Origin of the sequence: Pedobacter soli, assembly GCF_900101435.1 — a bacterium.
In the GTDB taxonomy this organism is placed as follows: domain Bacteria; phylum Bacteroidota; class Bacteroidia; order Sphingobacteriales; family Sphingobacteriaceae; genus Pedobacter; species Pedobacter soli.
The window spans coordinates 207,918-229,869 of sequence record NZ_FMZH01000003.1 but is presented as its reverse complement, the minus strand read 5'-3'; the positions used below and the strand labels follow the sequence as shown (position 1 = coordinate 229,869).

Genomic DNA, 21,952 nt, shown 5'->3' with positions numbered 1-21,952 from the left:
AAATGTGCTTATAAATCAATTTTTAAACCTAATGTGAATGTTCTCGGTATAGGCAGGCCATAACCGGTATCTTCGCCGGTATAGCTCACCAGTTCGGGGTCGCCACCGGTATAACTTTTCAGTGTATAGAGGTTAAGTGCTGCGGCGTAGACATAAATTTTACGGAAGGTTTTGTTGAAATACCTGAACTTTGAGATATCGTAACCCAGCGAAACCGATCTTAACTTGGCATACGAGCCGTTTTCGATAAAAATATCCTGATCGCTACGGTACGATTGTACGGCGCTCCAGGGGTTGTAAATCGGGTAATCGGCTACATTAATGCCCTTTTGCCAGAAAGTAATTTCGTTTACCGAGTTGATGTTGTTGTTACCGGTTTTGTTAATGAAATCGAGCTGATTGGCTGCCGATTGGTTGATGATGCTTCGTTTTAAGGCGAAGTAAATATTGAAATCGAGATTAAAGCCTTTGTAGCTAAAGCTGCTGGTAAAATTGCCCACAATGCGCGGCATATAACCACCCATGGCTACTTTATCGTTTTCATCAATCACGTAATCGCCGTTCTGGTCTTTCCATTTCGGGTCGCCGCCATGCAGTTTCAGGCCTTTGTAAGTCATGATCTGGAAATTGGCCGGATTTACAGGCACATCTACATCGGTTTGGTAAACGCCCTGGCTTTGTAATACCAGAATCTGATCTACAGGTTTACCTACAGTTAGTTTCTGGTTGCCAATGGTAATCTCCTGCAGGTTATTGGGAAGGGCCTTTAAAGTATTTTGGTTAAAAGCAATGTTGAAATCGGCATTCCAACCCAGCTCGCCAGCTTTGGCTTTAAGAATCTCGGCCGAAATGGCCAGCTCGATGCCTTTATTGTTTACATCCATGCCGCTTTTATACTCCCTGGTATAACCCGATTCGGCATTAACCGGAACGCCTAACAGCATGCGCTTGTTGGTTTTAGAATAGAACGACAGGCGGGTTTGCAACCTGTTGTTTAAAAATGCAGCGTCAGTACCCACTTCTAATGCCTGCACATAGGCCCATGGAATATCGTAACCAATCCAGCCTGAGCTGTAAGGGCGTGATAGCGTACCAATACCACCATAAGAACCTACTGATTTATTGGAGCTCCAGCCCAGATCGCTTACATATTGCGGGCCTGCGCCGTATACATCAGTAATGTTAAGCGTACCCAAACGACCATAAGAGGCGTTTAAGCTTAAATTATTAAGTACAGCACTTTTAAGGTATTTGGTAATGTCCCATTTGGTATTTACCGATGGCGAAAAGAACCATCTGTTATTGGCCTGCATATTCGAAGCTCCATCAGTACGGGCTACCAGGGTAGCAAAAAACTCGTTGTTCAGCGTATAATCAAAACTGCCGTATAAAGAACTGATGTTGATTTTTTGCTTGTCGGTAAATTTTTTGGTGAAAAAGCCCTGGGCCTGTAAATAGTCGCCTTCGTTTACATCGCCATCTACGCTGTTAATCCGGATGTAATCGCTGGTACCTTTGTAACCCTGCAGGTAATTGTACTTATTTACATCGCGCGAAAGCGTATGGCCAAACAAAGCTTTAAACACCTGGGCTTTGTTTACTTTAAAATTGTAGGCAATCGAGTTGTCGATATTTAAGCGCTGGTTGTAAGCGTAAAAGTTAGAGATGTAATTGTTCCCATCCATTAAAGTGCTTGGATAGAACAAATCGCGCATACCTTCATTGTAATCAAACGATATGCGGGTAATGAAATCGAAGTTTTTATACCTGGCATTAGCCGAAAAAGAACCCTGTAATACATTGTTGATGTTGTTATCGATGGTTTTTTCTTCGTACTCGCTTAAATAGTTGCCATAAATGGTTTTGTTTGGCGCTATCGGGCTAATGAGGTCGGGTACGTACTGCATTTCCGCAAAACGGTCGCGCAGCGAGCGGTTGCGGTCGCGGTTAAGGCGGGTAGCGTTAACCATGGTTGAGATGGTGAGCCATTTCAGCGGCAGCACATTGATAAAAAAGGCTGCGTTATAGCGGTTAAGGCGGGTATCATCGGCATTGCCTGCATTAGAGGTATTGCCGGCAAAAAACCTGAAGTTAGATCGCGAGGTACCACCGGTTATGCTGGCGTTGATGGTGTGCAACGCTGCATTTTTGTAGTACAGGTCGGTCCAGTCCGATCGGCCGTAATAGTTTTCGTTGGTGGCATCGGCCAGGTAAGCCGGGTACTTGTCGAAATCTTCTGCTGTAGCATATTTATTGTAGAAAATGTTGCGGAAGAGGCTTTCATCTCGGCCATTGGTAGTGGTTACCTTGTTTTTAGCGGCAAAACCGAAATAGCTGTTCACCGAAATTTCGCGGTTGCCCTGGTGTGCATTTTTGGTGGTAATTAAAATGGCACCATTAGCTGCACGTGGCCCATAAATAGAAACAGCCGCCAGGTTGCTGATTACGTTTATAGATTGGATATTATCCAGATCGATAGCCGATAACAGGTTGGTGGCAGGCCCTATAGGCGAAAAATCGTATTCCTGTACATTATACACAAAAGGATTATCGCCTATTAAGGGAATACCGTTAATATAAACGGCTGGTTGCGATTCTGCAACATTAGCTTTTGATAATAAAGGACGGCTTAAGCCTCTCAATAACATCGATTGGCTGGCACTGCCCGGCTCGCCGGTAATTTCCTGCACGTATAGGCCTTTGGCATTACTTTTTAAGGCTTGCTGCAGGGAGATAAAAGGATATTTGCTTACCTGGTTGAGTTTTACGGTATCGGTATTGCTTTTGGATACATAGCTTACCAGTATTACTGAATCGATAGCAACCTGCTGCTTTGCTTTTTTGGTGGTATCCTGAAAGCAGGCGACGGTTAAGTTAGCTGTGCTTTTCGCATGCGATTGAAGGTTAACCGCGCAGCTAATCATGGTGGATAGCACTAAAAATAAACCCATCTTTTTGGGTATGTTTTTAAATAAACATCCCGGCTGAAGCTGGTTTAGATCGGAATCTAATGCTTGATTTTTTTTGTTCATTTTATATCACGTTTGTTGGCTTGTCTGTTTAAAAAACAGCAATACAGATCCCTTCCACGCCTTTCGGCAGGGCAAATAAATTCCCGGACCACTATTGTGGTCAATACCTTAACATCGGCATGAAAGAGCCTTACAGCCGCATTTCATGAAGGTGTTTTGCGCCGGGGAGGAACTGTTTAACTGTTTTTACCTTTAAAATTCAGGGGCTTGCTTAATTGGGTTGTAAATTCTGGCTTTGAGCCTGAAACATTAGGATTTTGGCATCGCCGTAAAGCCCTGCTTTTGCATACGTTTGGTGATAGGATTGCGCTGGCAACTGAGCATCGGGTAACAAGCAACAGAAATGGATTGGGATTGGAGCCTGGTAAACCTTCAGAAAGCCTTGCTTGTGAAGTAATGGTTTTTTCATAATCAATCGTTTTGGTTAATTTGTTTGATAAGCCAGCTTTTGGGGACAGCCGCTTATCATGTTTTCATATCTGCCCGAAGCCGGGAAGGATATGGGTTTGGTTAAATCAAAACTGCTATATTCTACTTTAAAAAAAGATGAAAATCCTTAAATAAAAGGTAGAAAATCGGGTATAATCGACTGAAAATCGTGCATTTAGTGTTAAAGCCTGTTTGGCCGTTTATTTTTTGGTTGGGCAGATTAAAAAAGTTGATCAGGCTGGTTTTATCTTCCATGAGGAGCCGCCTGAATGCCAAGATTTAATTAAAACATAACCTTCAAGTAAAATGCAGGCTACATCTTTTTCTTTTCTTAGGCTTAAAAATTAATCATCCCCATGATTTGCCTTAAAGAATTTGAATACATCTATATCCGCCATTGGGAGAAACTGTATGCATTCTGTTTTCGGATGACGAGGGACGAACATCTTTCGCAGAATTTTGTACAGGATATTTTTACTGATCTTTGGGAACGACGCGCCGAGGTAAGCATCCTGTCGATAGAAAATTACCTGTTCAGGGCAGCCAAAAACCAGGTTTTGAAAGAATACCGTCGGAAAAAACTGGATACGACCATTATGGAAGATAACTTTGAAAGTTATCTGGTTGATCATGTAGGTACGCTTGAGGCAGAACTGATGGATCAGCTTAATGTGCTGCTGGCGCGCTTACCTGAAAAAAGGAAAGAGATTCTGGTGATGAACAAAATCAGGGAGATGGATATCGACGAGATTGCCAAAGCGCTTAATCTTTCTAAGCAAACGGTTAAAAACCAGCTCACCTCGGCTTTAAAGCAGTTAAGGTTTCACAGCAACGAAACCTCCGGACTGATTATCCCTTTCGGGATTTACATGTTAATATTACTTAACCATAATTTAACGATTTCGTAATCGTCTGCCATAGTACTTTTTTGCCCCCTTTGGTACTTATACCCGAATACAAGTACTATGAGCAAAAAAGAAATGCATTACCTGGAGCACCTGGTAGAAAAAGAAGAAAAGGGAACCATTACCGAAGCAGAAAGCAGACTGCTGGAAAGTTTCTTTAGTAATGAATACCAAAGTGCCGAATGGGATGGCGAGCAGATGGGTAAAAAGGCCGCTGTTTCGGCAGAGATTTACACCCAGATTAAAAAGCGTGCCCACTTTACCAAATCGTGGACCAGCTACATCAAGTATGCTGCTGCAGCCCTGGTTGCCTTAACGGTAGGTGCGGGGATTTTGTTAAACGCTAAAATTAACCCTAAAGCCATTACACTCAGCACAGCAGCTAATATCGATTCGGTAAAGCTGGTTGATGGAAGTACGGTTTACCTGGCCGCCCATTCCAGTTTCCGGTATCCCCAACATTTTACCCATAACATAAGGGCGGTAACCTTACTTAAAGGGAATGCCTTTTTTAAAGTGGCTAAAGATCATAAACACCCGTTTATTATTACCTCGGGTGCAGTTATCACCAAAGTGCTGGGTACTTCTTTTTATATCGGGCTTAATAACGATCAGGTTCGTGTAAAGGTAATTACAGGACGGGTTCAAGTGTGCTGGGGCAAGCAGATGATTTTTCTAAAACCGACCGAAAATCTGGTGTTTAGGCCTGGGGAGGGGTTGCGTAAAGTGCAGACTCAGTAATCCCTATCCGCCTGTGGGCACCCCGGAAAGGGAAAAGCTTCAAGAGAAACATTTATCGCTATCGCCTCAGTCATCACCACCTCGCCGTCACTTTGAACTTCCGCCCGGCTGGTCGGACGGGTGTTTCAGGGTCTCTCCATAACTAGCGCGAGCAAAAGAGAGGTGCACAATAGCGAAAGCATTAAGATTAGCTTCGCTGAACACTTCGTGGTTCCCGCCTGCGCGGGAATGACGGATTCTCTCTAACGTCACCCTGAACTCGTTTCAGGGGCTCTTAATAACTAGCGCGGGCAAAAGAGAGGTGCACAATAGCGAAAGCATTAAGATTCCCACTTTCGTGGGAATGACGGATTCTCTCTAATGTTACTCTTAACTTCTGCTTAGGCGTAAGTTCAGTACTACGATTTTGATTTTAGATCCCGCCTTTTAAACTATATATCTCATCCCCAAAATGCGGCTGTAATAATTTAACTGCCATTTTACTTTTTTGCCCGGTTTGGCAATAGCAAACTACTAGTTTACCAACCGGAATACGGTCTAAAGTGCTGCTTAAATCGTATAGCGAAATGTGAGTGCCACCTATATTGTGCTCTTCATGCTCGTAGGCTTCGCGTACATCAATCAAGAAAATTTCTGCTGGCTTTGTTTCCATCCAGTTTGCCAGGGTTGTACGGTCTATTTCTTTAACAGCTGCTTCGGTTTTTGGCGGCGTTAGGTTGGCTACTGTTATGTCTGGCTGGATGCTGAAAACGTATTGGGTATTGTTGAGTAAATCCACACGCATCAGTTTACCTGCGAGCGTTTCCCCTATTCCGCAAATGAGCTTAATGGTTTCGTTAGCCATATATAAACCAATGAGTCCGGGCAGCGTACCGATTACGCCTCCATCAGCACAGCTGATATCTTCGTTAGGTGGTTCGGGGTATAAATCCCTGTAATTTACACCGCCATTATGGTTAAAAACAGCAATCTGGCCTTCAAACCTTAATATCGAACCGAACACCAGGGTTTTACCCAGCGCCACACAGGTGTCGTTAACGAGGTAACGGGTATCGAAGTTATCCGAACAATCGATCACTAAATTATACTTACTACAAATCGTAGCTGCACAGTTAGTATCAAACCTTTGCACATAACTGTCCAGGTTAACGTGTGGATTAAGCAGGCTTAGTTTTGCGCAGGCTACGGCAGCTTTAGGCCGGCCAATGTCGCTGGAATTAAACAGGATTTGCCGGTGCAGGTTGCTCAAATCTACCAGATCATCATCTACAATGCCTATTTCGCCAACTCCTGCGGCAGCCAGGTATTGCAGTACCGGGCAACCCAATCCGCCGGCACCGATTACCAGTACTTTAGCTGCCCTCAGTTTCTGCTGTCCTGCTGCGCCAATTTCGGGCAAGAGCATTTGCCTGTTGTAGCGTTGCTGTTCTGCTTTTACTAACATGTTTTGTGGATCAAGCTCATATCCCAGTCTTTCCAAATGGGCTCGTAACCCTGTTTTCTGATCATAGTTGCAATTTCCTGCGGCGAACGCTCATCTGATATTTCAAACTGCTCTAAAGATTGTGGTTCTACCTGATAGCCACCCGGATTGGTTTTTGAACCGGCACTAATGGCTGTAATGCCCAGTTTAATAACCTGGTTTCTGAAGGCCATAGTTTCGCGCGTAGAAATGGAAAGTTCTACTTCGCTGTTAAATAAACGGTAAGCACAAATCAGTTGCACCAGCTCGCGGTCGTTCATGGCCACTTTAGGTTCAAGGCCTCCGCTAAACGGACGTAAGCGGGGAAAGGAAATGCTGAACTTGTTCTGCCAGTATTGTTTTTCGAGGTACGACAGGTGCAAGGCTGTAAAAAATGAGTCGGTACGCCAGTCTTCCAGACCAATTAAAACGCCAAGCCCCATTTTGTGGATTCCGGCCTGTCCTAAACGGTCAGGGGTTTCCAGCCGGTAGAGGAAGTTCGATTTTTTACCTTTAGGATGATGCTTACGGTAATCGTCCTGATGGTAGGTTTCCTGATAAACCAATACTGTATTTAAGCCGTGAGGAATCAGGGTTTCGTAATCGGCCACATCCAGTGGCTGCACTTCCATAGAAATGTGCGAGAAATGCGGACTAATGAGATCGAGTACTTTTTTAAAATAATCGGTATGCACCGTTTGGTTGGCTTCGCCGGTTACCAGGAGCACGTGATCGTAACCCATGCCTTTAATTACGGCTACTTCCTGCATAATCTCCATCGGGTTAAGCGTTCTGCGCCTTACCTTATTGTCGTAGCTGAAACCACAATAAGTACAAATGTTGTTGCACTCGTTTGATAGATACAGCGGAATGTACATTTGTATGGTGCGGCCAAAGCGGTCTAAAGTTAACCGCTGACTGATCTGCGCCATATCTTCAAGGTAGGGCAAAGCAGCAGGCGAAATCAGCGCCTTAAAATCTTCAAGACTTCTTTGCTGTGCGCCAAGGGCATTTTCAACATCGGCAGCCGTTTTATCGTAAATGCTGGCTTTGGTATCATCCCAGTTGTAAGATTCGAATATTGAATTAAAACTCATCGTCTAAAAATGCGGTTAGTGGACTACTGGCAGCAGCATAATGTTGCTGCGTGCCCAGTTTAGCTTCAAAGGCCATTCTTCCGGCCTCAACAGCCAGCTTAAAGGCTAAAGCCATATCAGTAGGGTTTTTAGAAATGGCAATGGCGGTATTCACCAATACGGCATCAGCACCAATTTCCATGGCTTTAGCGGCATCAGAAGGGGCGCCTATTCCGGCATCAACAACTACGGGTACGCGGCTTTGGCTGATGATAATCTCTAAAAAGTCAATGGTTTTTAAACCCTTGTTACTGCCAATTGGCGATCCGAGCGGCATTACTGCTGCGGTGCCTACATCTTCCAAACGCTTACATAAAACCGGGTCGGCGTGGATATAAGGCAGTACCACAAAGCCCATCTTAACCAGCTCTTCTGTTGCTTTCAGTGTTTCGATAGGATCGGGCATTAAATATTTGGGATCAGGATGGATTTCGAGTTTAATCCAGTTGGTTTCTAAAGCCTCGCGCGCCAGTTGAGCAGCAAAAACAGCTTCTCTGGCATTACGTACGCCCGAGGTATTGGGCAGCAGGTTAATGTGCGGGTATTTGAGGTGATGCAAAATGTCATCATCTTTGCTTTTTAAGTCTACACGTTTAAGGGCCACGGTAACCAGCTCGGAAGCCGAAGCAATTAAGGCGCTTTCCATTTCTTTTGCCGAACTGAATTTTCCGGTTCCGGTAAAAAGGCGAGAGCTAAAGGTTTGATCTGCTATTTTTAACATAATTTTAAAGGGTGTTCAGGGCCAGTTTGCTGTTCATCTCGGCTAATATGGCGGGTGTTTGGGTTTGATTGGTAAGCACGGCTGATACGGCAATGCCATATACGCCCGTTTCGAGAATAGCCGCAATATCATCGGCTTCGATGCCACCAATGGCAATAATCGGCGTAGTAATACCTGCTTTTTTTACTTTTTCCATCAGTTTCTGATAACCTTCCAGACCGACTATCGGGCTGAGGTTTTCTTTGGTGCGGGTAAACCTGAACGGACCAAGGCCAATGTAATCGACCCCTTCGGCCACACGCTGCAGAATATGTTCGAAAGTGTTGGCCGTACCACCAATAATCTGATCCGGGTTGATAATTTGCCTGGCCTGTGGTATGGGCATATCCTGCAGGCCTAAATGAACGCCGAAAGCGCCTGCGGCTTTGGCCAGTTGCGGATAGTCATTTACAATTAATTTTGCATCATAACGCTTGCATAATGCTTGTGCTGCGATTGCAAAGGGCAATATTTCTGCTTCGGGCAGGTTTTTAATGCGGAGTTGAATCCATTTTCCGCCAGCCAGAAGCACTTCCTCAATGGCATCTAAATGGGTGCCGGTTTTAGGTGCCTGAGAAATATATTGTAAGGGGTGAATCATAGGTAGATGATTTAAATTTGCTGACATTTTGCCTGTATTTTTTTAAAGTTGATAATGGCCTGCGCCGGTTCGTTCCAGATGCTGCCTAAAAGGGCAATCCCATCAAAATTCATGGCTTTTACGCGACCTATATTGTTCAAGTCGATACCGCCAAGCGCAATTAATTTGGTGGTTTTTGATTGGGTTACACTAAATCCGGTGTCGGTAATTCCCATATATCCGGGTTTAGAAAGGCTGTTGAAAACAGGACCAAAAAAACTGTAATGGTATGACTTAATTTGATCAATTTCCGCCAGCTGGTGTATCGAGGTGCTATAGGTGTAAGGTTGTGAAAAATCGCCTATTGTACTGTTCTTTCTAAAACTTTCGGTATGGTGCAATCTTTTGATATTGTAATCATTGGCCAGTGCATGAAAATGATGTAAGGCCACGCGGTTGTGGTACTCAGGTAGAATACCATCCAAAAATTTACGGTATGTGGCCTCATGTGCTGTTGGTTTGCGCAAATGAAATACAGGTAAACCAGCATCGAAAAGCTGGTTTACCAATAGGGTTTCGTCTTTCAAAATTGTTGGATACGCAATTACAAACAGTTCCATCATGTTTTATGAATAGATTTCGCTTCCTTTTTGGGTAAATTCTTTCGATTTTTCCTGCATGCCTTTCGCCAGTGCATCTTCGGTTTCAAGCCCTTGTTGCGCAGCATATTCGCGCACATCCTGGGTAATTTTCATCGAGCAGAAGTTGGGACCGCACATGGAGCAGAAGTGGGCAATCTTAGCGCCTTCTGCAGGTAGGGTTTCATCATGAAACTCTTTTGCCGTATCCGGGTCAAGAGAAAGGTTAAATTGATCTTCCCATCTGAATTCGAACCGGGCTTTACTCAAAGCATTATCGCGGTATTGTGCACCCGGGTGACCTTTGGCCAGATCGGCAGCATGGGCGGCAATTTTGTAGGTAATTACACCATCCTTTACATCTTTTTTATTCGGTAAGCCCAAATGTTCTTTAGGGGTTACATAACACAGCATAGCGGTTCCAAACCAGCCAATCATAGCCGCGCCAATGGCCGAAGTAATGTGGTCGTAACCCGGAGCAATATCGGTAGTTAAGGGGCCTAAAGTATAAAAAGGAGCTTCTGCACAATGTTCCAGCTGTTTTTCCATGTTGGCTTTTATCAGGTGCATGGGCACATGGCCCGGCCCTTCAATAATGGTTTGCACATCATGTTTCCACGCAATTTTGGTGAGTTCACCCAAAGTTTCGAGCTCTGAAAACTGTGCTTCATCGTTGGCATCGGCAATACAACCCGGCCTTAAGCCATCTCCTAAAGAGAAAGCCACATCATACGCTTTCATAATTTCGCAGATTTCTTCGAAATGGGTATAGAGGAAGTTTTCTTTGTGGTGCGCCAAACACCATTTGGCCATAATTGATCCACCCCGAGAAACAATACCGGTAATTCTTTTTGCCGTTAGTGGTACATAACGAAGCAATACACCTGCATGAATGGTAAAATAATCTACCCCCTGCTCGGCCTGTTCAATCAGCGTATCGCGGAAGATTTCCCAGGTTAGGTCTTCGGCTTTACCGTTTACTTTTTCCAGTGCCTGATAAATCGGAACAGTACCAATAGGCACCGGCGAATTGCGGATAATCCATTCGCGGGTTTCGTGTATATTTTTTCCGGTCGATAAATCCATAATGGTATCAGCACCCCAACGACAAGCCCAGACAGCTTTTTCTACCTCTTCTTCGATGGTTGAAGTAACTGCTGAGTTACCAATGTTGGCATTGATTTTTACCAGGAAGTTCCGGCCAATAATCATCGGTTCTAGTTCGGGGTGATTGATGTTGCAGGGAATTACCGCGCGACCTGCAGCCACTTCAGTCCTTACAAATTCTGGCGTGATGTAACTTTTCGGGGTATTGGCGCCAAAGCTGTTTCCCGCATGCTGGTGGTTCATTACCGCTTGCTGCTTGCCCAGCTGTTCGTTTATCAAATCAATCTGCTGGTTTTCGCGGATGGCAATGTATTCCATTTCGGCGGTAATTATGCCCTTTTTAGCATAATGCATCTGCGATACATTGGCGCCTTCCTGTGCCCTGTAGGGTTTGTTAATGTGGTTAAATCTTAATATATCGAGCTTACTGTCGGCCAGGCGCTGTTGCCCGTATGCTGATGACAATTGATCGAGTTGGATTACATCTGAGCGGTCTTTTATCCACTGTTCGCGCAGGCGCGGGAGGCCTTTTCTTACATCAATAACCGCATTGGGATCGGTGTAAGGGCCACTGGTATCGTACACGGTTACCGAGGGGTTAGCTTCGGTTAAACCAAATCCGTTATGGATTTTGGTATCGGTTAAACAGATTTCGCGCATAGCCACCTGTATATTGTGGATTTTCCCGGGCACAAATATCTTGGTTGATGCAGGAAATGGGCTGCGGCTGATGACTCCGGCGTTTGGGGTTTTTTCTTGTTTCATGGTTGATGGGGTTTATCCACCCTGGGTGGCTTTAATGAGTATAATCTGATCGCCTGGCTGTAAAGTATGTACAGGCCAGCTTGACTTCGGTACGATGGTTTGGTTGACGGCAATGGCCAGGCCATTGGTGGTTTGAACGGCCAGATAATTCAGCATGCGTTCGATGGAACAGGCTTCGCCAAGAAAATGGTTTTGGTTGTTTATAGTTACTTCCATGTTTAAAAAAATTGGAAAAACTATAGAGATTGCCCCTAACAGGGTACGAAAAGACGGCAACAAACGTTGCGCTCACTTTTCCCTTCGGCAGTACTAACTGCATCAGGTTCAAAGGGTATTTCTCAGCACTAGGCACCCCTAAAGTTTTTTGTAAATATAGGGCATAAATTTACTAATGCAAATAAAAAATAAATTGTGACTTTCAGCGAGGAGACTGATCCTGGGCTTTCTGTGATTGGTATATTTGCTTAATTTTTTATCTATAAAAGGACTATATAGATAAAATCTATTTTTATTTATTTTAGTATAAATGGGAATTTGGTTAATCTTTTTAGAGAACCGTCATTGCCAGCTTGACTGGCAATCTTAATACAATAGAAATTTAATGAGCTGTTCGAGAAACGGAGCAAGCGATTATTTCTCTATTCATCCCCGAACCCCCAAATGAATAAAATCCATCCGCAATAACTTCATTGCAACATTTAGCGGTATCTTCGTAGGCAATTTAAATCAAAGCGAATTATGGGGCAAACTTTATTACAACTGCAAAACGGCGAACTTCGGGGGACGGTATCATTAAAACTATCCGAAAACCTAAGCCATTTTCCTTTAGAAATATTCGAACTTGCCGATACGCTGGAAGTGCTCGATCTTTCTTTTAATAAATTATCTGCCCTGCCGCCCGATTTTGGTCGCTTAAAGAAACTGCGCATTTTCTTTTGCTCAGAAAATCACTTTAAAGTATTGCCTGAAGTACTGGCCGATTGCCCGCTGCTGGATATTGTAGGTTTTAAATCCAACCAGATCGAAACTGTGCCGGCAAAAGCTTTGAACCCTAACCTGCGCTGGTTGATTTTAACCAACAATAACATTGCCTCTTTACCCGATGAAATTGGCCTATGCCCACGCATGGAGAAACTGATGCTGGCCGGAAATCGTCTGCATGCATTGCCCGAAACGCTTAGCCAGTGTAAAAACCTGGGCTTGTTGCGTATTGCGGCAAATAAGTTGCACGAGTTACCTGAGTGGATTACGACTATGCCAAAACTGGCCTGGATTGCTTTTTCAGGAAATAATTTTAGCAAAACGCCAGCGGTTGAAAAGCTCTCGGCCATCAACTGGCACGATCTTGAAATCAGTCATGTACTGGGCGAAGGTGCATCAGGTGTAATTTCTAAGGCCAGCCATAGCATTAACGATGAAATTCAGGAAGTGGCAGTTAAGATTTTTAAAGGGGATGTAACCAGCGATGGCTTGCCTGAAGACGAAATGATGGCTTATATTGCTGCGGGCTTTCACCCCGGTTTGGTTAACCTGATTGGGCAAATTGCGCTGCACCCGGATGATAAGAAAGGCCTGGTGATGGAGCTTATTCCACATCATTTTTATAACCTGGGTAGTCCGCCAAGTTTGGAAAGTTGTACACGCGATGTGTTTCCGGCAGAACGAATACTCACCGAACAGCAGATTTTAGGCATTGCCCGGATTATTGCCTCGCTGGCTGCGCAATTGCACAGCGCAGGCATTATGCATGGCGATTTATATGCCCACAATACTTTAATTGATGATGAAGGAAGTGCCTTATTTGGCGATTTTGGCGCGGCCAGTTTTTATAATCAACTTCATGCTGAACTGGTTTTTGCTTTAGAGCGTATTGAGGTTCTGGCTTTTGGCTACCTGCTCGATGATTTACTTAGCCTATACCGCCAACCCATTAGCGGAAAAACTTTGCAAACTATAGCCATGCTCAGAGACAACTGTCTGGTAGCAGATCAGCAAATACGTCCGGGTTTTAAAGATCTGGTAAATGCACTAACTGAGATTTAATCAACAGCCCCTGCCGGGTTATTTCGACAGAGGCTGTGAATAAGTATTTTACCAGGTTAATTTTATAAGGCTGAAGCTAGTTTTGCTGTTTTTTTGCCCAATCCAATCTCCGCTGGTCTGGCGTTTGGGTAACTTTAAAGTTTTCGAAAACGGCATTAAAACCTTTACCATCCGGACAAGCACCTACCAGGCCGACCATTACCGGGCAATTGTCTTTAAAGTAACAGGTCCGGATCATGGTATATTTCTTGTCATCGAGTGAATAGAAAATTTCTACAGCATCGAGTTTTCTAACGGCTTTCATCCAGATTGATGGTGGCGCTTTTTCGAGTTCAACCACGCTCCAATCGCTGGTTTTATGGGTTACTACTGCGCTTACATTTTGTTTGCCGTTTACAAATTCTACACCTGCTTTGATCCAGTTTTCTTCGTCAATGCGGAGCATAATGCCCATCTGGTCGAAAGTAGTAACATAATTGCCGGTTATTTTTACCTTGGCTTCAAACTCACCACCGTAAGTGGCATAATAAAAAGGAGCATCATCAACTGTAAAACCATAATGTGAAATGCGCCAGTAATCAGTTTTGGCAGGTACAAAAAAGCTAAAAGTATTTTTGTCTTTAATTTCCCATTGCTCAGGTTCGTTAAACCAATTCATTTTGGCTAAACTCTGGGCATTTACTTTTGCGGTAGTTAACAGCCCCAGTACAGCTAAAACGGTCAGTAATTTAAGTTTCATTTGTGTGTTGATTTAGGTTTTGTGTGTTTGTTTGCTGCAAACATAATGCAAGGTGTGGTTGCTTTAAAAGGACATACATCACTATTTTATTGTGATGATTGTCACACCTCGGCCCGATTGGAAGATCGGGCTCTGCCATAAATCTTGAATAAATATTACATTTGGGGCGGGTATTAAATTATGGAAACAAATTTTTTCAGGGCGCATATTCAGCAAATCGTTGATTTAACCGACGAAGAATTTAAACACGCCGAATCTTTCTTTACAAAGCGGAAATATAAAAAACACCAGTACATTATACAAGCTGGTGATACGGCTCATCAGGAGCATTTTGTGTTAAAAGGAATTGTTAAATCTTCCTATACCGATGATGAAGGCAAAGAATATATTTTGCAACTGGCCATGGAGGAATGGTGGTTCTCAGATCCGAATGCTTTTAATACCGGAACACCCGCGACTTTAAATGTAGATTGCATCGAAGATACCGAAACGCTTTCCATTACTTTCGAGAACAAGGAAAAGCTTTGTGCATCATCGCGCAAGATGGAATACTTTTTCAGGAAAAAATATACAACAGGAAATATGGCATTGCAAAAACGGGTATTGGCCCTGTTGAGTAATAACGCAGGTGAGCGCTATAAACAGTGGAGTAACCAATACCCATCTTTACAAAAGCGGATTTCGAAAAGTCTGATTGCTTCTTATCTCGGCGTAACCAGAGAAACATTGAGCCGTTTAACGCTTTAGCGAGTGCCTTATACTGAAATTAACTTGTTTTATCTTCTGTTAGTAAAATTAACCATCCACTGAATACCGAACCGATCTTTGAAACTGCCAAAATAATCGCCCCAGAACATATCGGCCATAGGCATTTCAATCGTTCCACCTGCTGAAAGGCCATTAAACAACCTATCGGCATCTTCACGGCTTTCGGCCTGTAAATTAATGTACATATTGTTCCCTTCGGTAAGTACATGGCCCGCAGAAGGCACACAATCTGAGGCCATTAAAATGGTATGCTCATTAATCGGTAGTGCCACATGCATTACCCGGTTTTTTTCTGCTTCAGAGAGTTTGTCGCTTTCAGGTGCATCGCCCATTCTTGCAAAAAAGGTAAACTCACCACCAAAAACAGATTTGTAGTGATTAAAAGCTTCTTCGGCCTTGCCATCGAAGTTTAAATAAGGGTGCATTGTTGCCATAATGTTTTTCGTTTTGTTTACACTAAATTACGTACTTAAGTATGGCTAAAACGGGGGTGGTTGAGACAAAATTAAGGGTGTTTTTTGACCTTTTGGATTATCTGACGAGTAGTGGAGTTAAATAAGTTTAACTGTGGGCGCTGTTCATTTTGGCGAACATTTACGTTTAAAGTGTTATTTTTCAGATGAATAAAACTGAACGGAAATAGTCCGGTTATCTTTATGATATTTGTAATGAGGGTTTTAAACAATAATTTTAAATAACTTCTCAATCGTCCCGAAAATATTTAAGTGAACACGCTCCCCGGAGCGTGTTTTTTTTAAAATAAAAAAGTCTTCCATTGCTGAAAGACTCCTGTTGTTTTAATCTAAATCGTCCCGTTGATTTAATCTTAACGGTATAAATATAGTTATCAACATGTTACGAACAAATTAAAAGGTAAAAATACCCTAAAGGGTGTAAGGGTTTTTACTACACGGAAGTTTGTTCTATCAGGAAATGTATTGTAGTTTAATAGCACTTAATGTCATTGGTTTGCTCTAAAGCCCATTTATAATTTGGTATGGTGGCCACTAATAAGCTTGATGCACTTACTACAAAAACAGAGTAATTAAACGGCGCTCTGTAATTTGCGAAAAATAGCATAGAGAGTGCAAACATCAGGGTAAGCAGAAAGCTTCCTATTGCAGCAAGCCTTATTTTGTAGCCGATAATCAGCAAAACACCAAAAATCAATTCGCCGGCAGTGGCAATTATAGCCATAATATTGGCCAATGGCCTGCTCAGGTAAGGCATTAATGAATTGGTGTAATCTAAAAATATGCTCCAGTTGCCCCAGCCAACTGTTGGGTTTCCCGGCGCTCCTAACCAACCAAAGCGATCCATAACAGGTAATATAAAACCTATACCCAGGGCAAGGCGAAGAAATAATTGCGGAAAATGTGTGCTGTTTTTCATTTTGAGTTATAATTGTTTAAACAGCAAATTAATACCTGCCAATCACATTTTTCTTAAACTAGATTAAGAAATGAGCGTTTATTTCTTGTCGCCGGCTGAACTTCCACCCGGACGGATCGAACAGGTATTTTAGCACCTCTCTGGTTGTGGGCTTAAGATAAGTATGCCGGGTAGTTATTGGCGTTCAGCATCCTGTACTTGAAGAGACCCTGAAACGAATCCGATAGCTATCGGATCAGGGTGACGATTTCGGCGTTAAAAGCACTCCACTTCCCAAAAGCGTTCCCAGTTTTTACCGGCTTCAAGTCTGATTATGCCTTCTTTTCGTTCCAGATCCTGATCGTGGTTTACGCCATCGGCTACGCCGCACCAGGGCTCCAGACAAACAAAAGGAGCATCGAGGGCTGCCCAAATACCAAAGAAAGGGAAGTCTTCGAAATGAAAATGTAAGCCCGAGTCGTTTTTAGTATTTAATAAACTGATACAATTGCTTTGTAGGTTTTTAAATACCAGTGCGTCGTTGTAAAACAACTCGTGTTTAAGGTTTAGCTTATGTGCATTCAATTCGATGGTTTCAGTTTCATCAGCAACCAGGCCATCTTTCAGTTTCCAAAAGGTTAACCTTTGGTCGGCGTTAAAAACGAGATAGTAATCTTCGTAAGTGGTGTTGGGTGTATTGGGAACAGCAAAGGCCGGATGCGCTCCGATAGAAAAGAGTAGCTCATCGGCACCCGTATTAATTACCTCATAAGTTAGGTTCAATTTACTGTCTCTTAAAGTATATTTCAGCTTCAGTTCAAAATAAAACGGATAAACTTTTAAGGTTTCGGCATTTTGGGTTAAAGTAAAAACAGCTTCCGTTTCCGTAGCACGTTCAATTTCAAAAACATAATCGCGTGCAAAACCATGACGTGGCAATTCATAATTTTTACCTTTATAATTAAAGCTGTTGTTCTTCAAAGAACCTACAATCGGAAACAATACCGGACTGTGCTTGCCCCAATATTTTGAATCCCCATTCCAAAGGTATTCGATATTGGTTCCTTTATTGTATAAGCCTTGTAATTCAGCGCCCTTGGCCGATAAGTCAACTTTTAAGTATGCGTTCTCCAGAGTTATCATTTGAATCTAAATTAATAAATAAGCTGTGCTTTGAAAATATCTTTTTTTTAATTTTGAATATTAAGCAATTCGTTTAACCTGGTTCTGCTCAACATTAAAACTACAGTGCTATGTCGGTAGATTTAACAAAATTATCAAACCCAAAGGTAAAAGCTGCAATAGTAGCTTTACAAAAAGGAGATGAGAAAATCTGGTTTCCTTTGTTTGCCCCTGAAGTTGCTTTTTACGATGATGGCAACCAGATGAAATTCAACAATTTCTTTAAAAAAGCATTGGGGCATGAGCGGTTTACCCATATAGATAAAGTTGAAAATAACGGGCTACACGTATACGGGCATTTTCACTCCGATCAATGGGGCGATTTTACTACTTGTTTTAAGTTCGAAATAAATAAGGAAGGTAAAATCAGTAGCCTGGCTATCGGACAAGCTACTGATTAATTCCAGATCTGACTCCAGACTAAGGACTGAAGACTTGGTACTAACCTCTTTCTTCCCAGATACAGGCGATATTGATGATGGTTTGTACGGCTTTTTCCATGTCCTGCACACTTACCCACTCCTGTTTGCTGTGAAAAGCATGTTCTCCGGCGAAAATATTGGGACATGGTAAACCCATGTACGAAAGCCGCGACCCATCGGTGCCACCGCGGATACTTTGTTGTTTGGCCACTACTCCAGCCCTTTCAATGGCCTCGATACCATACTGCACAATTTTAGGATATTGATCTAAAACCTGCTTCATATTGCGGTATTGAGCCTTAATTTCGAGTTTATAGCTCGATTTAGGATATTTTGCCAATATCTTTTTAATCGTTTCTTCTAAAAAGGCCCCGTGTTGTGCAAGTTTTTCATCTGTAAAATCGCGGATGATAAATTGTGCTTCGGCTTCTTCTACCTGACCACTGATACTTACCGGATGAATGAAGCCTTCTTTTTGATGAGTGGCCTCAGGGGTAAGGGTATCTTTGGGCAGGCTGTCTAAAATTTCGGCCAGGATTTTTATGGCGCTTTCCATTTTGCCTTTTGCAAAGCCCGGATGCGTACTTACGCCATAAATGGTAAGGGTAGCACCATCAGCTGAGAAGGTTTCATCTTCAATTGATCCGAGGGTTTCGCCATCAATGGTATAGCCAAAATCTGCTCCTAATTTTTTCAGGTCAACCTTATCAACGCCACGGCCTATTTCCTCATCGGGCGTAAAAAGAACCTTAATGGTGCCATGCTTTACTTCCGGGTTTTTCATCAAAAAAGCCGCAGCTTCCATAATTTCTGCCAGCCCGGCTTTGTTGTCGGCGCCCAGTAAAGTGGTGCCGCTGGCGGTAATAATATCATTGCCAATCTGGTGTTTTAAGTCTTTATGATCAGACATTCTGATCACAATTTTGTTATCATCGGGCAACACTAAATCCTGCCCTTGATAATTGTCATGAATAATCGGTTTCACGTTTTCTCCGCTGCAATCGGGCGAAGTATCCATGTGCGAGCAGAAGAAAATAACAGGTAATGCTTTATCTGTATTTGATGGGATGGTTCCGTAAACATAACCATTGTCGTCCATTTCTGCATCAGAAACGCCAATTTCAAGCAATTCCTTAACCAGTTCCTGCCCTAAATTTTTTTGTTTTAGGGTCGAAGGACAGGTTGGTGAAGCCGGATCTGACTGCGTATCTATTTTGGCATATTTGATAAATCTTTGCGCTAAAGATTTGTTAAAGTTGTGGTAATTACTCATAAATCAAAGGTAAAAGTTATAGATATTCAATAATCATATTATTTTTGTAAAAAAACAATATGATTTCGAACCTCTTGAAAGTTACTTGCTTAACCGTTCTTCTTGTTTTTGTCGGAAGTTTTTCTTTTGCCCAATCCAATTATTTCAAGTTTTCATATGGTTTAGGTGCCGGTATCAATAAATCATATACAGATGTTTACAAAGGAAGCTTTGGTTACACTACTTACGGTGTGCTCGATTTTCATGTTACTCCTTTTGTAACGTTGGGTTTAGAGGCCCAATACGGTCGTGTACAGGGTGGCGATATTGTAACCGATCCGCATAACCGCCAGTTTATTAACCAGTACAATTCGATTTCGGCTAATGCCAAGTTAATGTTAGGTGAGATTGTAGATTACGATAAAAGTGAATTTTTGTACAATATCAGGGGACTGTATTTTGGTACTGGTATTGGCATAATTAACAACAAAATGACCGATATTGTAAGGTATAAACCAAGCTGGGCATCATATGATCCGGGTTATGGGCCTTTCCCTGGTAAGGATAAAAGCTTAAACCTGCTGATGCCTATTAATTTTGGTTTTAATTATTATATCGAAGATGGTTATGGTTACATGCGTTATGTAATCAATATCAATGCGCAGAGTAACTTTACTTTTGGCGAAGGTTTGGATGGTTATAACGACTCCAGTGCTAAGTTCAAAAATTACTCTCCTGATGTGTATAATGCCTATACCATCGGATTCAGATACTTTTTCGGAAAGATTAAATCTTATCGCAAAACACTTTAAATACAGCCTTTTCTGGCTTTCAGGCCTGATGAGCTAGATTTATTATCACTCACATCAATTTATACTATGAAAAAATACTTTGTGCTTTGCTTTTTATTTTTAGTGATAAAAGTGCAGGCACAAAAAACGCCTTTCGAGCTTAGCGGAAAGAAAGAAACCACAACCTATCCCGCTGCTATTGCTTATTATCAAAACCTGGTTAAGGGCTGTCCGGAGGCTAAGCTGCTGAGTTACGGAAGTACTGATTTCGGCAAACCGCTGCATCTGTTAGTTTTGTCGAAAGATAAGGTTTTCGATCCGGCCGCAATCCGCAAAAGCAATAAACGGATCCTGCTCATTAATAATGGTATTCATCCGGGAGAACCCGAAGGTATTGATGCCTCGATGATGCTGGCACGCGACCTGATTAAAGGCAACAAAATACCTAAGGATGTGGTAATTGCCATCATTCCGCTGTATAATATCGATGGAAGTTTTAACCGTACAGGTACCTCAAGGGCCAACCAAAACGGGCCTGTTGCTTACGGGTTTAGGGGTAACAGTAAAAATCTCGATCTGAACAGGGATTTCATTAAAACAGACTCTAAAAATTCGGCTGCTTTTCAGCTGATTTTTAATGCCTGGCAGCCCGAAATCTTTGTAGATACACATACCAGCAACGGTGCCGATTATCAGTACGTGATGACGCTTATTCCAACCCAAAAGGATAAGCTGAACGGCATTCTGTCTAATTATTTAACCCAAACTCTGGTGCCGGACTTATATAAGCGCATGGAACAGCAAGGTTACCCGATGATTCCTTATGTTAACTCGATTGGCGAAACACCCGAAAGTGGGATTACCGGTTTTATCGAATCGCCACGCTATTCGACGGGTTATACAACGCTGCACAATACCATTGGTTTTATGCCCGAGACACACATGTTAAAATCGTACGATTTACGCGTTGATGCCACCTATAAACTTTTGCAGGCTTACGTGGATATCGTAGCACGAGATGCCAGGATTATTGGCGAGAACAAGAAAGAAGCTGATGCCTTTGTGGCTGCTCAAAAGGAATTTCCACTGGATTGGAAACTGAATAAAAGCGAAGTAAACGAATTACAGTTTAAGGGATTTGAAGCCGGACAAAAGCGCAGTGAGGTAAGTGGAGCAGACCGTTTGTACTACGATCGGAGTAAACCTTATACCAAAACAATTAAAGAGTGGAATAAATTTGAGCCGGCTATTACCGTACAAAAACCGATTGCTTACATCATTCCAAAAGCATGGGATAGGGTAATTAACCTGCTGAAATTAAATGGTGTAAAACTAAGGGAAATAAAGACCGACCAGAAAATAGCGGTAGAAAGTTATTATATCGGTGATTTTAAAACGGGTACCAGGCCTTACGAAGGGCATTACCTGCATTCGGCAGTAAAACTGAACCCAGTAAAGCAAAACCTGCAGTATTATGCCGGAGATTTTGTAGTATATGTAAACCAGCCCTGCAACCGTTATATTGTAGAAACACTGGAGCCACAGGCTATCGATTCTTATTTTAACTGGAATTTTTTCGATTCGATTCTGGATATGAAAGAGCATTATTCGGCTTATGTTTTTGAAGATACAGCTGCAGAATTATTGAAGAAAAACCCGGATTTAAAGGCTAAGCTCGAAGCTAAAAAGGCTTCGGATGCCGATTTTGCGAAGAATGGGCCTGCACAACTTGACTTTGTGTATAAAAATTCTGATTATTACGAAAAAACACATAACAGATATCCGGTAGCACGTTTGCTTACCGATGTCCAACTAGATTTAAAATAACC

The 21,952-nt window shown here is 42.6% G+C and carries 21 protein-coding genes and 1 riboswitch; of the genes, 7 read left to right on the top strand and 14 right to left on the bottom strand.

What is annotated here, in order from left to right; all coding sequences use genetic code 11:
• Positions 1-8 precede the first annotated feature (8 nt).
• Both BLR37_RS08360 and BLR37_RS25095 read right to left on the bottom strand, forming a co-directional pair.
• Positions 9-2,951 carry a SusC/RagA family TonB-linked outer membrane protein gene (locus BLR37_RS08360; RefSeq protein WP_167356567.1) on the bottom strand — a complete coding sequence of 981 codons (2,943 nt, stop codon included), beginning with the start codon at positions 2,949-2,951 and terminating at the stop codon, positions 9-11.
• 292 nt (positions 2,952-3,243) lie between these two features.
• Entirely contained in the window at positions 3,244-3,441 is a 198-nt protein-coding gene (locus tag BLR37_RS25095; protein WP_143009554.1) for a hypothetical protein, read from the bottom strand.
• A gap of 376 nt (positions 3,442-3,817) precedes the next feature.
• Between BLR37_RS25095 and BLR37_RS08350 the strand changes: the two genes are divergently transcribed.
• Together BLR37_RS08350 and BLR37_RS08345 are read left to right on the top strand one after the other, a co-directional pair.
• Entirely contained in the window at positions 3,818-4,369 is a 552-nt protein-coding gene (locus BLR37_RS08350) for an RNA polymerase sigma factor (protein WP_090767065.1), read from the top strand.
• 57 nt (positions 4,370-4,426) lie between these two features.
• Positions 4,427-5,107, top strand: coding sequence for a FecR family protein (locus tag BLR37_RS08345; RefSeq protein WP_090767062.1), 681 nt, complete (start codon positions 4,427-4,429; stop codon positions 5,105-5,107).
• 412 nt (positions 5,108-5,519) lie between these two features.
• Here BLR37_RS08345 and moeB read toward each other — a convergent pair whose 3' ends face one another.
• The 7 genes from moeB to thiS are packed head-to-tail and all read right to left on the bottom strand — an operon-like array spanning position 5,520 to position 11,771.
• Positions 5,520-6,551, bottom strand: a complete 1,032-nt coding sequence (gene moeB, locus BLR37_RS08340) for a HesA/MoeB/ThiF family protein (RefSeq protein WP_090767059.1) — start codon at positions 6,549-6,551, stop codon at positions 5,520-5,522.
• Positions 6,545-7,666, bottom strand: coding sequence for a 2-iminoacetate synthase ThiH (gene thiH, locus BLR37_RS08335; protein WP_090767056.1), 1,122 nt, complete (start codon positions 7,664-7,666; stop codon positions 6,545-6,547). Before thiH ends, moeB begins: the two co-directional genes overlap by 7 nt.
• Positions 7,656-8,426: a thiazole synthase gene (locus tag BLR37_RS08330; RefSeq protein ID WP_090767053.1), complete on the bottom strand. Its 771-nt coding sequence runs from the start codon at positions 8,424-8,426 to the stop codon at positions 7,656-7,658. Before BLR37_RS08330 ends, thiH begins: the two co-directional genes overlap by 11 nt.
• A 4-nt stretch (positions 8,427-8,430) precedes the next feature.
• On the bottom strand, positions 8,431-9,066 hold the full coding sequence (locus BLR37_RS08325; RefSeq protein WP_090767857.1) for a thiamine phosphate synthase: 636 nt from the start codon (positions 9,064-9,066) through the stop codon (positions 8,431-8,433).
• An 11-nt stretch (positions 9,067-9,077) separates the two neighbouring features.
• The gene (locus BLR37_RS08320) at positions 9,078-9,668 is read right to left on the bottom strand and encodes a thiamine phosphate synthase (RefSeq protein WP_090767049.1); all 591 of its coding nucleotides are present in this window, start codon (positions 9,666-9,668) and stop codon (positions 9,078-9,080) included.
• A gap of 3 nt (positions 9,669-9,671) precedes the next feature.
• Positions 9,672-11,555, bottom strand: a complete 1,884-nt coding sequence (thiC, locus tag BLR37_RS08315) for a phosphomethylpyrimidine synthase ThiC (RefSeq protein WP_090767046.1) — start codon at positions 11,553-11,555, stop codon at positions 9,672-9,674.
• Positions 11,556-11,567: 12 nt separating this feature from the next.
• Positions 11,568-11,771, bottom strand: a complete 204-nt coding sequence (gene thiS, locus BLR37_RS08310; RefSeq protein WP_090767044.1) for a sulfur carrier protein ThiS — start codon at positions 11,769-11,771, stop codon at positions 11,568-11,570.
• Between the two features lie 62 nt (positions 11,772-11,833).
• Positions 11,834-11,921, bottom strand: a riboswitch (TPP riboswitch).
• A 372-nt stretch (positions 11,922-12,293) separates the two neighbouring features.
• Here thiS and BLR37_RS08305 point away from each other — a divergent pair.
• The gene (locus BLR37_RS08305) at positions 12,294-13,598 is read left to right on the top strand and encodes a leucine-rich repeat-containing protein kinase family protein (RefSeq protein ID WP_090767042.1); all 1,305 of its coding nucleotides are present in this window, start codon (positions 12,294-12,296) and stop codon (positions 13,596-13,598) included.
• 76 nt (positions 13,599-13,674) lie between these two features.
• Here BLR37_RS08305 and BLR37_RS08300 read toward each other — a convergent pair whose 3' ends face one another.
• The gene (locus BLR37_RS08300) at positions 13,675-14,337 is read right to left on the bottom strand and encodes a DUF1349 domain-containing protein (protein WP_090767041.1); all 663 of its coding nucleotides are present in this window, start codon (positions 14,335-14,337) and stop codon (positions 13,675-13,677) included.
• 180 nt (positions 14,338-14,517) lie between these two features.
• Between BLR37_RS08300 and BLR37_RS08295 the strand changes: the two genes are divergently transcribed.
• Entirely contained in the window at positions 14,518-15,084 is a 567-nt protein-coding gene (locus BLR37_RS08295; RefSeq protein ID WP_090767039.1) for a Crp/Fnr family transcriptional regulator, read from the top strand.
• Between the two features lie 29 nt (positions 15,085-15,113).
• On the opposite strand, the gene BLR37_RS08290 is transcribed toward BLR37_RS08295, so the two are convergent.
• The 3 genes from BLR37_RS08290 to BLR37_RS08280 form a co-directional block, all read right to left on the bottom strand.
• Positions 15,114-15,539 carry a VOC family protein gene (locus BLR37_RS08290; protein ID WP_090767037.1) on the bottom strand — a complete coding sequence of 142 codons (426 nt, stop codon included), beginning with the start codon at positions 15,537-15,539 and terminating at the stop codon, positions 15,114-15,116.
• Between the two features lie 511 nt (positions 15,540-16,050).
• Complete coding sequence (locus BLR37_RS08285) at positions 16,051-16,497, bottom strand: DoxX family protein (protein WP_090767035.1); 447 nt, start codon at positions 16,495-16,497, stop codon at positions 16,051-16,053.
• 255 nt (positions 16,498-16,752) lie between these two features.
• Positions 16,753-17,619 carry an aldose 1-epimerase family protein gene (locus BLR37_RS08280; protein ID WP_090767033.1) on the bottom strand — a complete coding sequence of 289 codons (867 nt, stop codon included), beginning with the start codon at positions 17,617-17,619 and terminating at the stop codon, positions 16,753-16,755.
• A 110-nt stretch (positions 17,620-17,729) separates the two neighbouring features.
• On the opposite strand from BLR37_RS08280, the gene BLR37_RS08275 reads away from it, so the two are divergent.
• Entirely contained in the window at positions 17,730-18,059 is a 330-nt protein-coding gene (locus tag BLR37_RS08275; RefSeq protein ID WP_090767031.1) for a hypothetical protein, read from the top strand.
• Positions 18,060-18,099: 40 nt separating this feature from the next.
• On the opposite strand, the gene pepT is transcribed toward BLR37_RS08275, so the two are convergent.
• Positions 18,100-19,353: a peptidase T gene (gene pepT / locus BLR37_RS08270; RefSeq protein ID WP_090767030.1), complete on the bottom strand. Its 1,254-nt coding sequence runs from the start codon at positions 19,351-19,353 to the stop codon at positions 18,100-18,102.
• A gap of 59 nt (positions 19,354-19,412) precedes the next feature.
• Here pepT and BLR37_RS08265 point away from each other — a divergent pair, with 59 nt between their 5' ends.
• Together BLR37_RS08265 and BLR37_RS08260 are read left to right on the top strand one after the other, a co-directional pair.
• Entirely contained in the window at positions 19,413-20,144 is a 732-nt protein-coding gene (locus BLR37_RS08265) for a hypothetical protein (RefSeq protein WP_244154622.1), read from the top strand.
• Between the two features lie 66 nt (positions 20,145-20,210).
• Complete coding sequence (locus BLR37_RS08260; protein WP_090767026.1) at positions 20,211-21,950, top strand: M14 family metallopeptidase; 1,740 nt, start codon at positions 20,211-20,213, stop codon at positions 21,948-21,950.
• Positions 21,951-21,952: the final 2 nt, after the last annotated feature.

What these genes read in the sequence shown, in the direction of transcription:
- BLR37_RS08360 (WP_167356567.1), bottom strand. Translation starts at nt 2,951, where the DNA reads ATGGGTTTATTTTTAGTGCTATCCACCATGATTAGCTGCGCGGTTAAC.
- BLR37_RS25095 (WP_143009554.1), bottom strand. Translation starts at nt 3,441, where the DNA reads ATGAAAAAACCATTACTTCACAAGCAAGGCTTTCTGAAGGTTTACCAG.
- BLR37_RS08350 (WP_090767065.1), top strand. Translation starts at nt 3,818, where the DNA reads ATGATTTGCCTTAAAGAATTTGAATACATCTATATCCGCCATTGGGAG.
- BLR37_RS08345 (WP_090767062.1), top strand. Translation starts at nt 4,427, where the DNA reads ATGAGCAAAAAAGAAATGCATTACCTGGAGCACCTGGTAGAAAAAGAA.
- moeB (WP_090767059.1), bottom strand. Translation starts at nt 6,551, where the DNA reads ATGTTAGTAAAAGCAGAACAGCAACGCTACAACAGGCAAATGCTCTTG.
- thiH (WP_090767056.1), bottom strand. Translation starts at nt 7,666, where the DNA reads ATGAGTTTTAATTCAATATTCGAATCTTACAACTGGGATGATACCAAA.
- BLR37_RS08330 (WP_090767053.1), bottom strand. Translation starts at nt 8,426, where the DNA reads ATGTTAAAAATAGCAGATCAAACCTTTAGCTCTCGCCTTTTTACCGGA.
- BLR37_RS08325 (WP_090767857.1), bottom strand. Translation starts at nt 9,066, where the DNA reads ATGATTCACCCCTTACAATATATTTCTCAGGCACCTAAAACCGGCACC.
- BLR37_RS08320 (WP_090767049.1), bottom strand. Translation starts at nt 9,668, where the DNA reads ATGATGGAACTGTTTGTAATTGCGTATCCAACAATTTTGAAAGACGAA.
- thiC (WP_090767046.1), bottom strand. Translation starts at nt 11,555, where the DNA reads ATGAAACAAGAAAAAACCCCAAACGCCGGAGTCATCAGCCGCAGCCCA.
- thiS (WP_090767044.1), bottom strand. Translation starts at nt 11,771, where the DNA reads ATGGAAGTAACTATAAACAACCAAAACCATTTTCTTGGCGAAGCCTGT.
- BLR37_RS08305 (WP_090767042.1), top strand. Translation starts at nt 12,294, where the DNA reads ATGGGGCAAACTTTATTACAACTGCAAAACGGCGAACTTCGGGGGACG.
- BLR37_RS08300 (WP_090767041.1), bottom strand. Translation starts at nt 14,337, where the DNA reads ATGAAACTTAAATTACTGACCGTTTTAGCTGTACTGGGGCTGTTAACT.
- BLR37_RS08295 (WP_090767039.1), top strand. Translation starts at nt 14,518, where the DNA reads ATGGAAACAAATTTTTTCAGGGCGCATATTCAGCAAATCGTTGATTTA.
- BLR37_RS08290 (WP_090767037.1), bottom strand. Translation starts at nt 15,539, where the DNA reads ATGGCAACAATGCACCCTTATTTAAACTTCGATGGCAAGGCCGAAGAA.
- BLR37_RS08285 (WP_090767035.1), bottom strand. Translation starts at nt 16,497, where the DNA reads ATGAAAAACAGCACACATTTTCCGCAATTATTTCTTCGCCTTGCCCTG.
- BLR37_RS08280 (WP_090767033.1), bottom strand. Translation starts at nt 17,619, where the DNA reads ATGATAACTCTGGAGAACGCATACTTAAAAGTTGACTTATCGGCCAAG.
- BLR37_RS08275 (WP_090767031.1), top strand. Translation starts at nt 17,730, where the DNA reads ATGTCGGTAGATTTAACAAAATTATCAAACCCAAAGGTAAAAGCTGCA.
- pepT (WP_090767030.1), bottom strand. Translation starts at nt 19,353, where the DNA reads ATGAGTAATTACCACAACTTTAACAAATCTTTAGCGCAAAGATTTATC.
- BLR37_RS08265 (WP_244154622.1), top strand. Translation starts at nt 19,413, where the DNA reads ATGATTTCGAACCTCTTGAAAGTTACTTGCTTAACCGTTCTTCTTGTT.
- BLR37_RS08260 (WP_090767026.1), top strand. Translation starts at nt 20,211, where the DNA reads ATGAAAAAATACTTTGTGCTTTGCTTTTTATTTTTAGTGATAAAAGTG.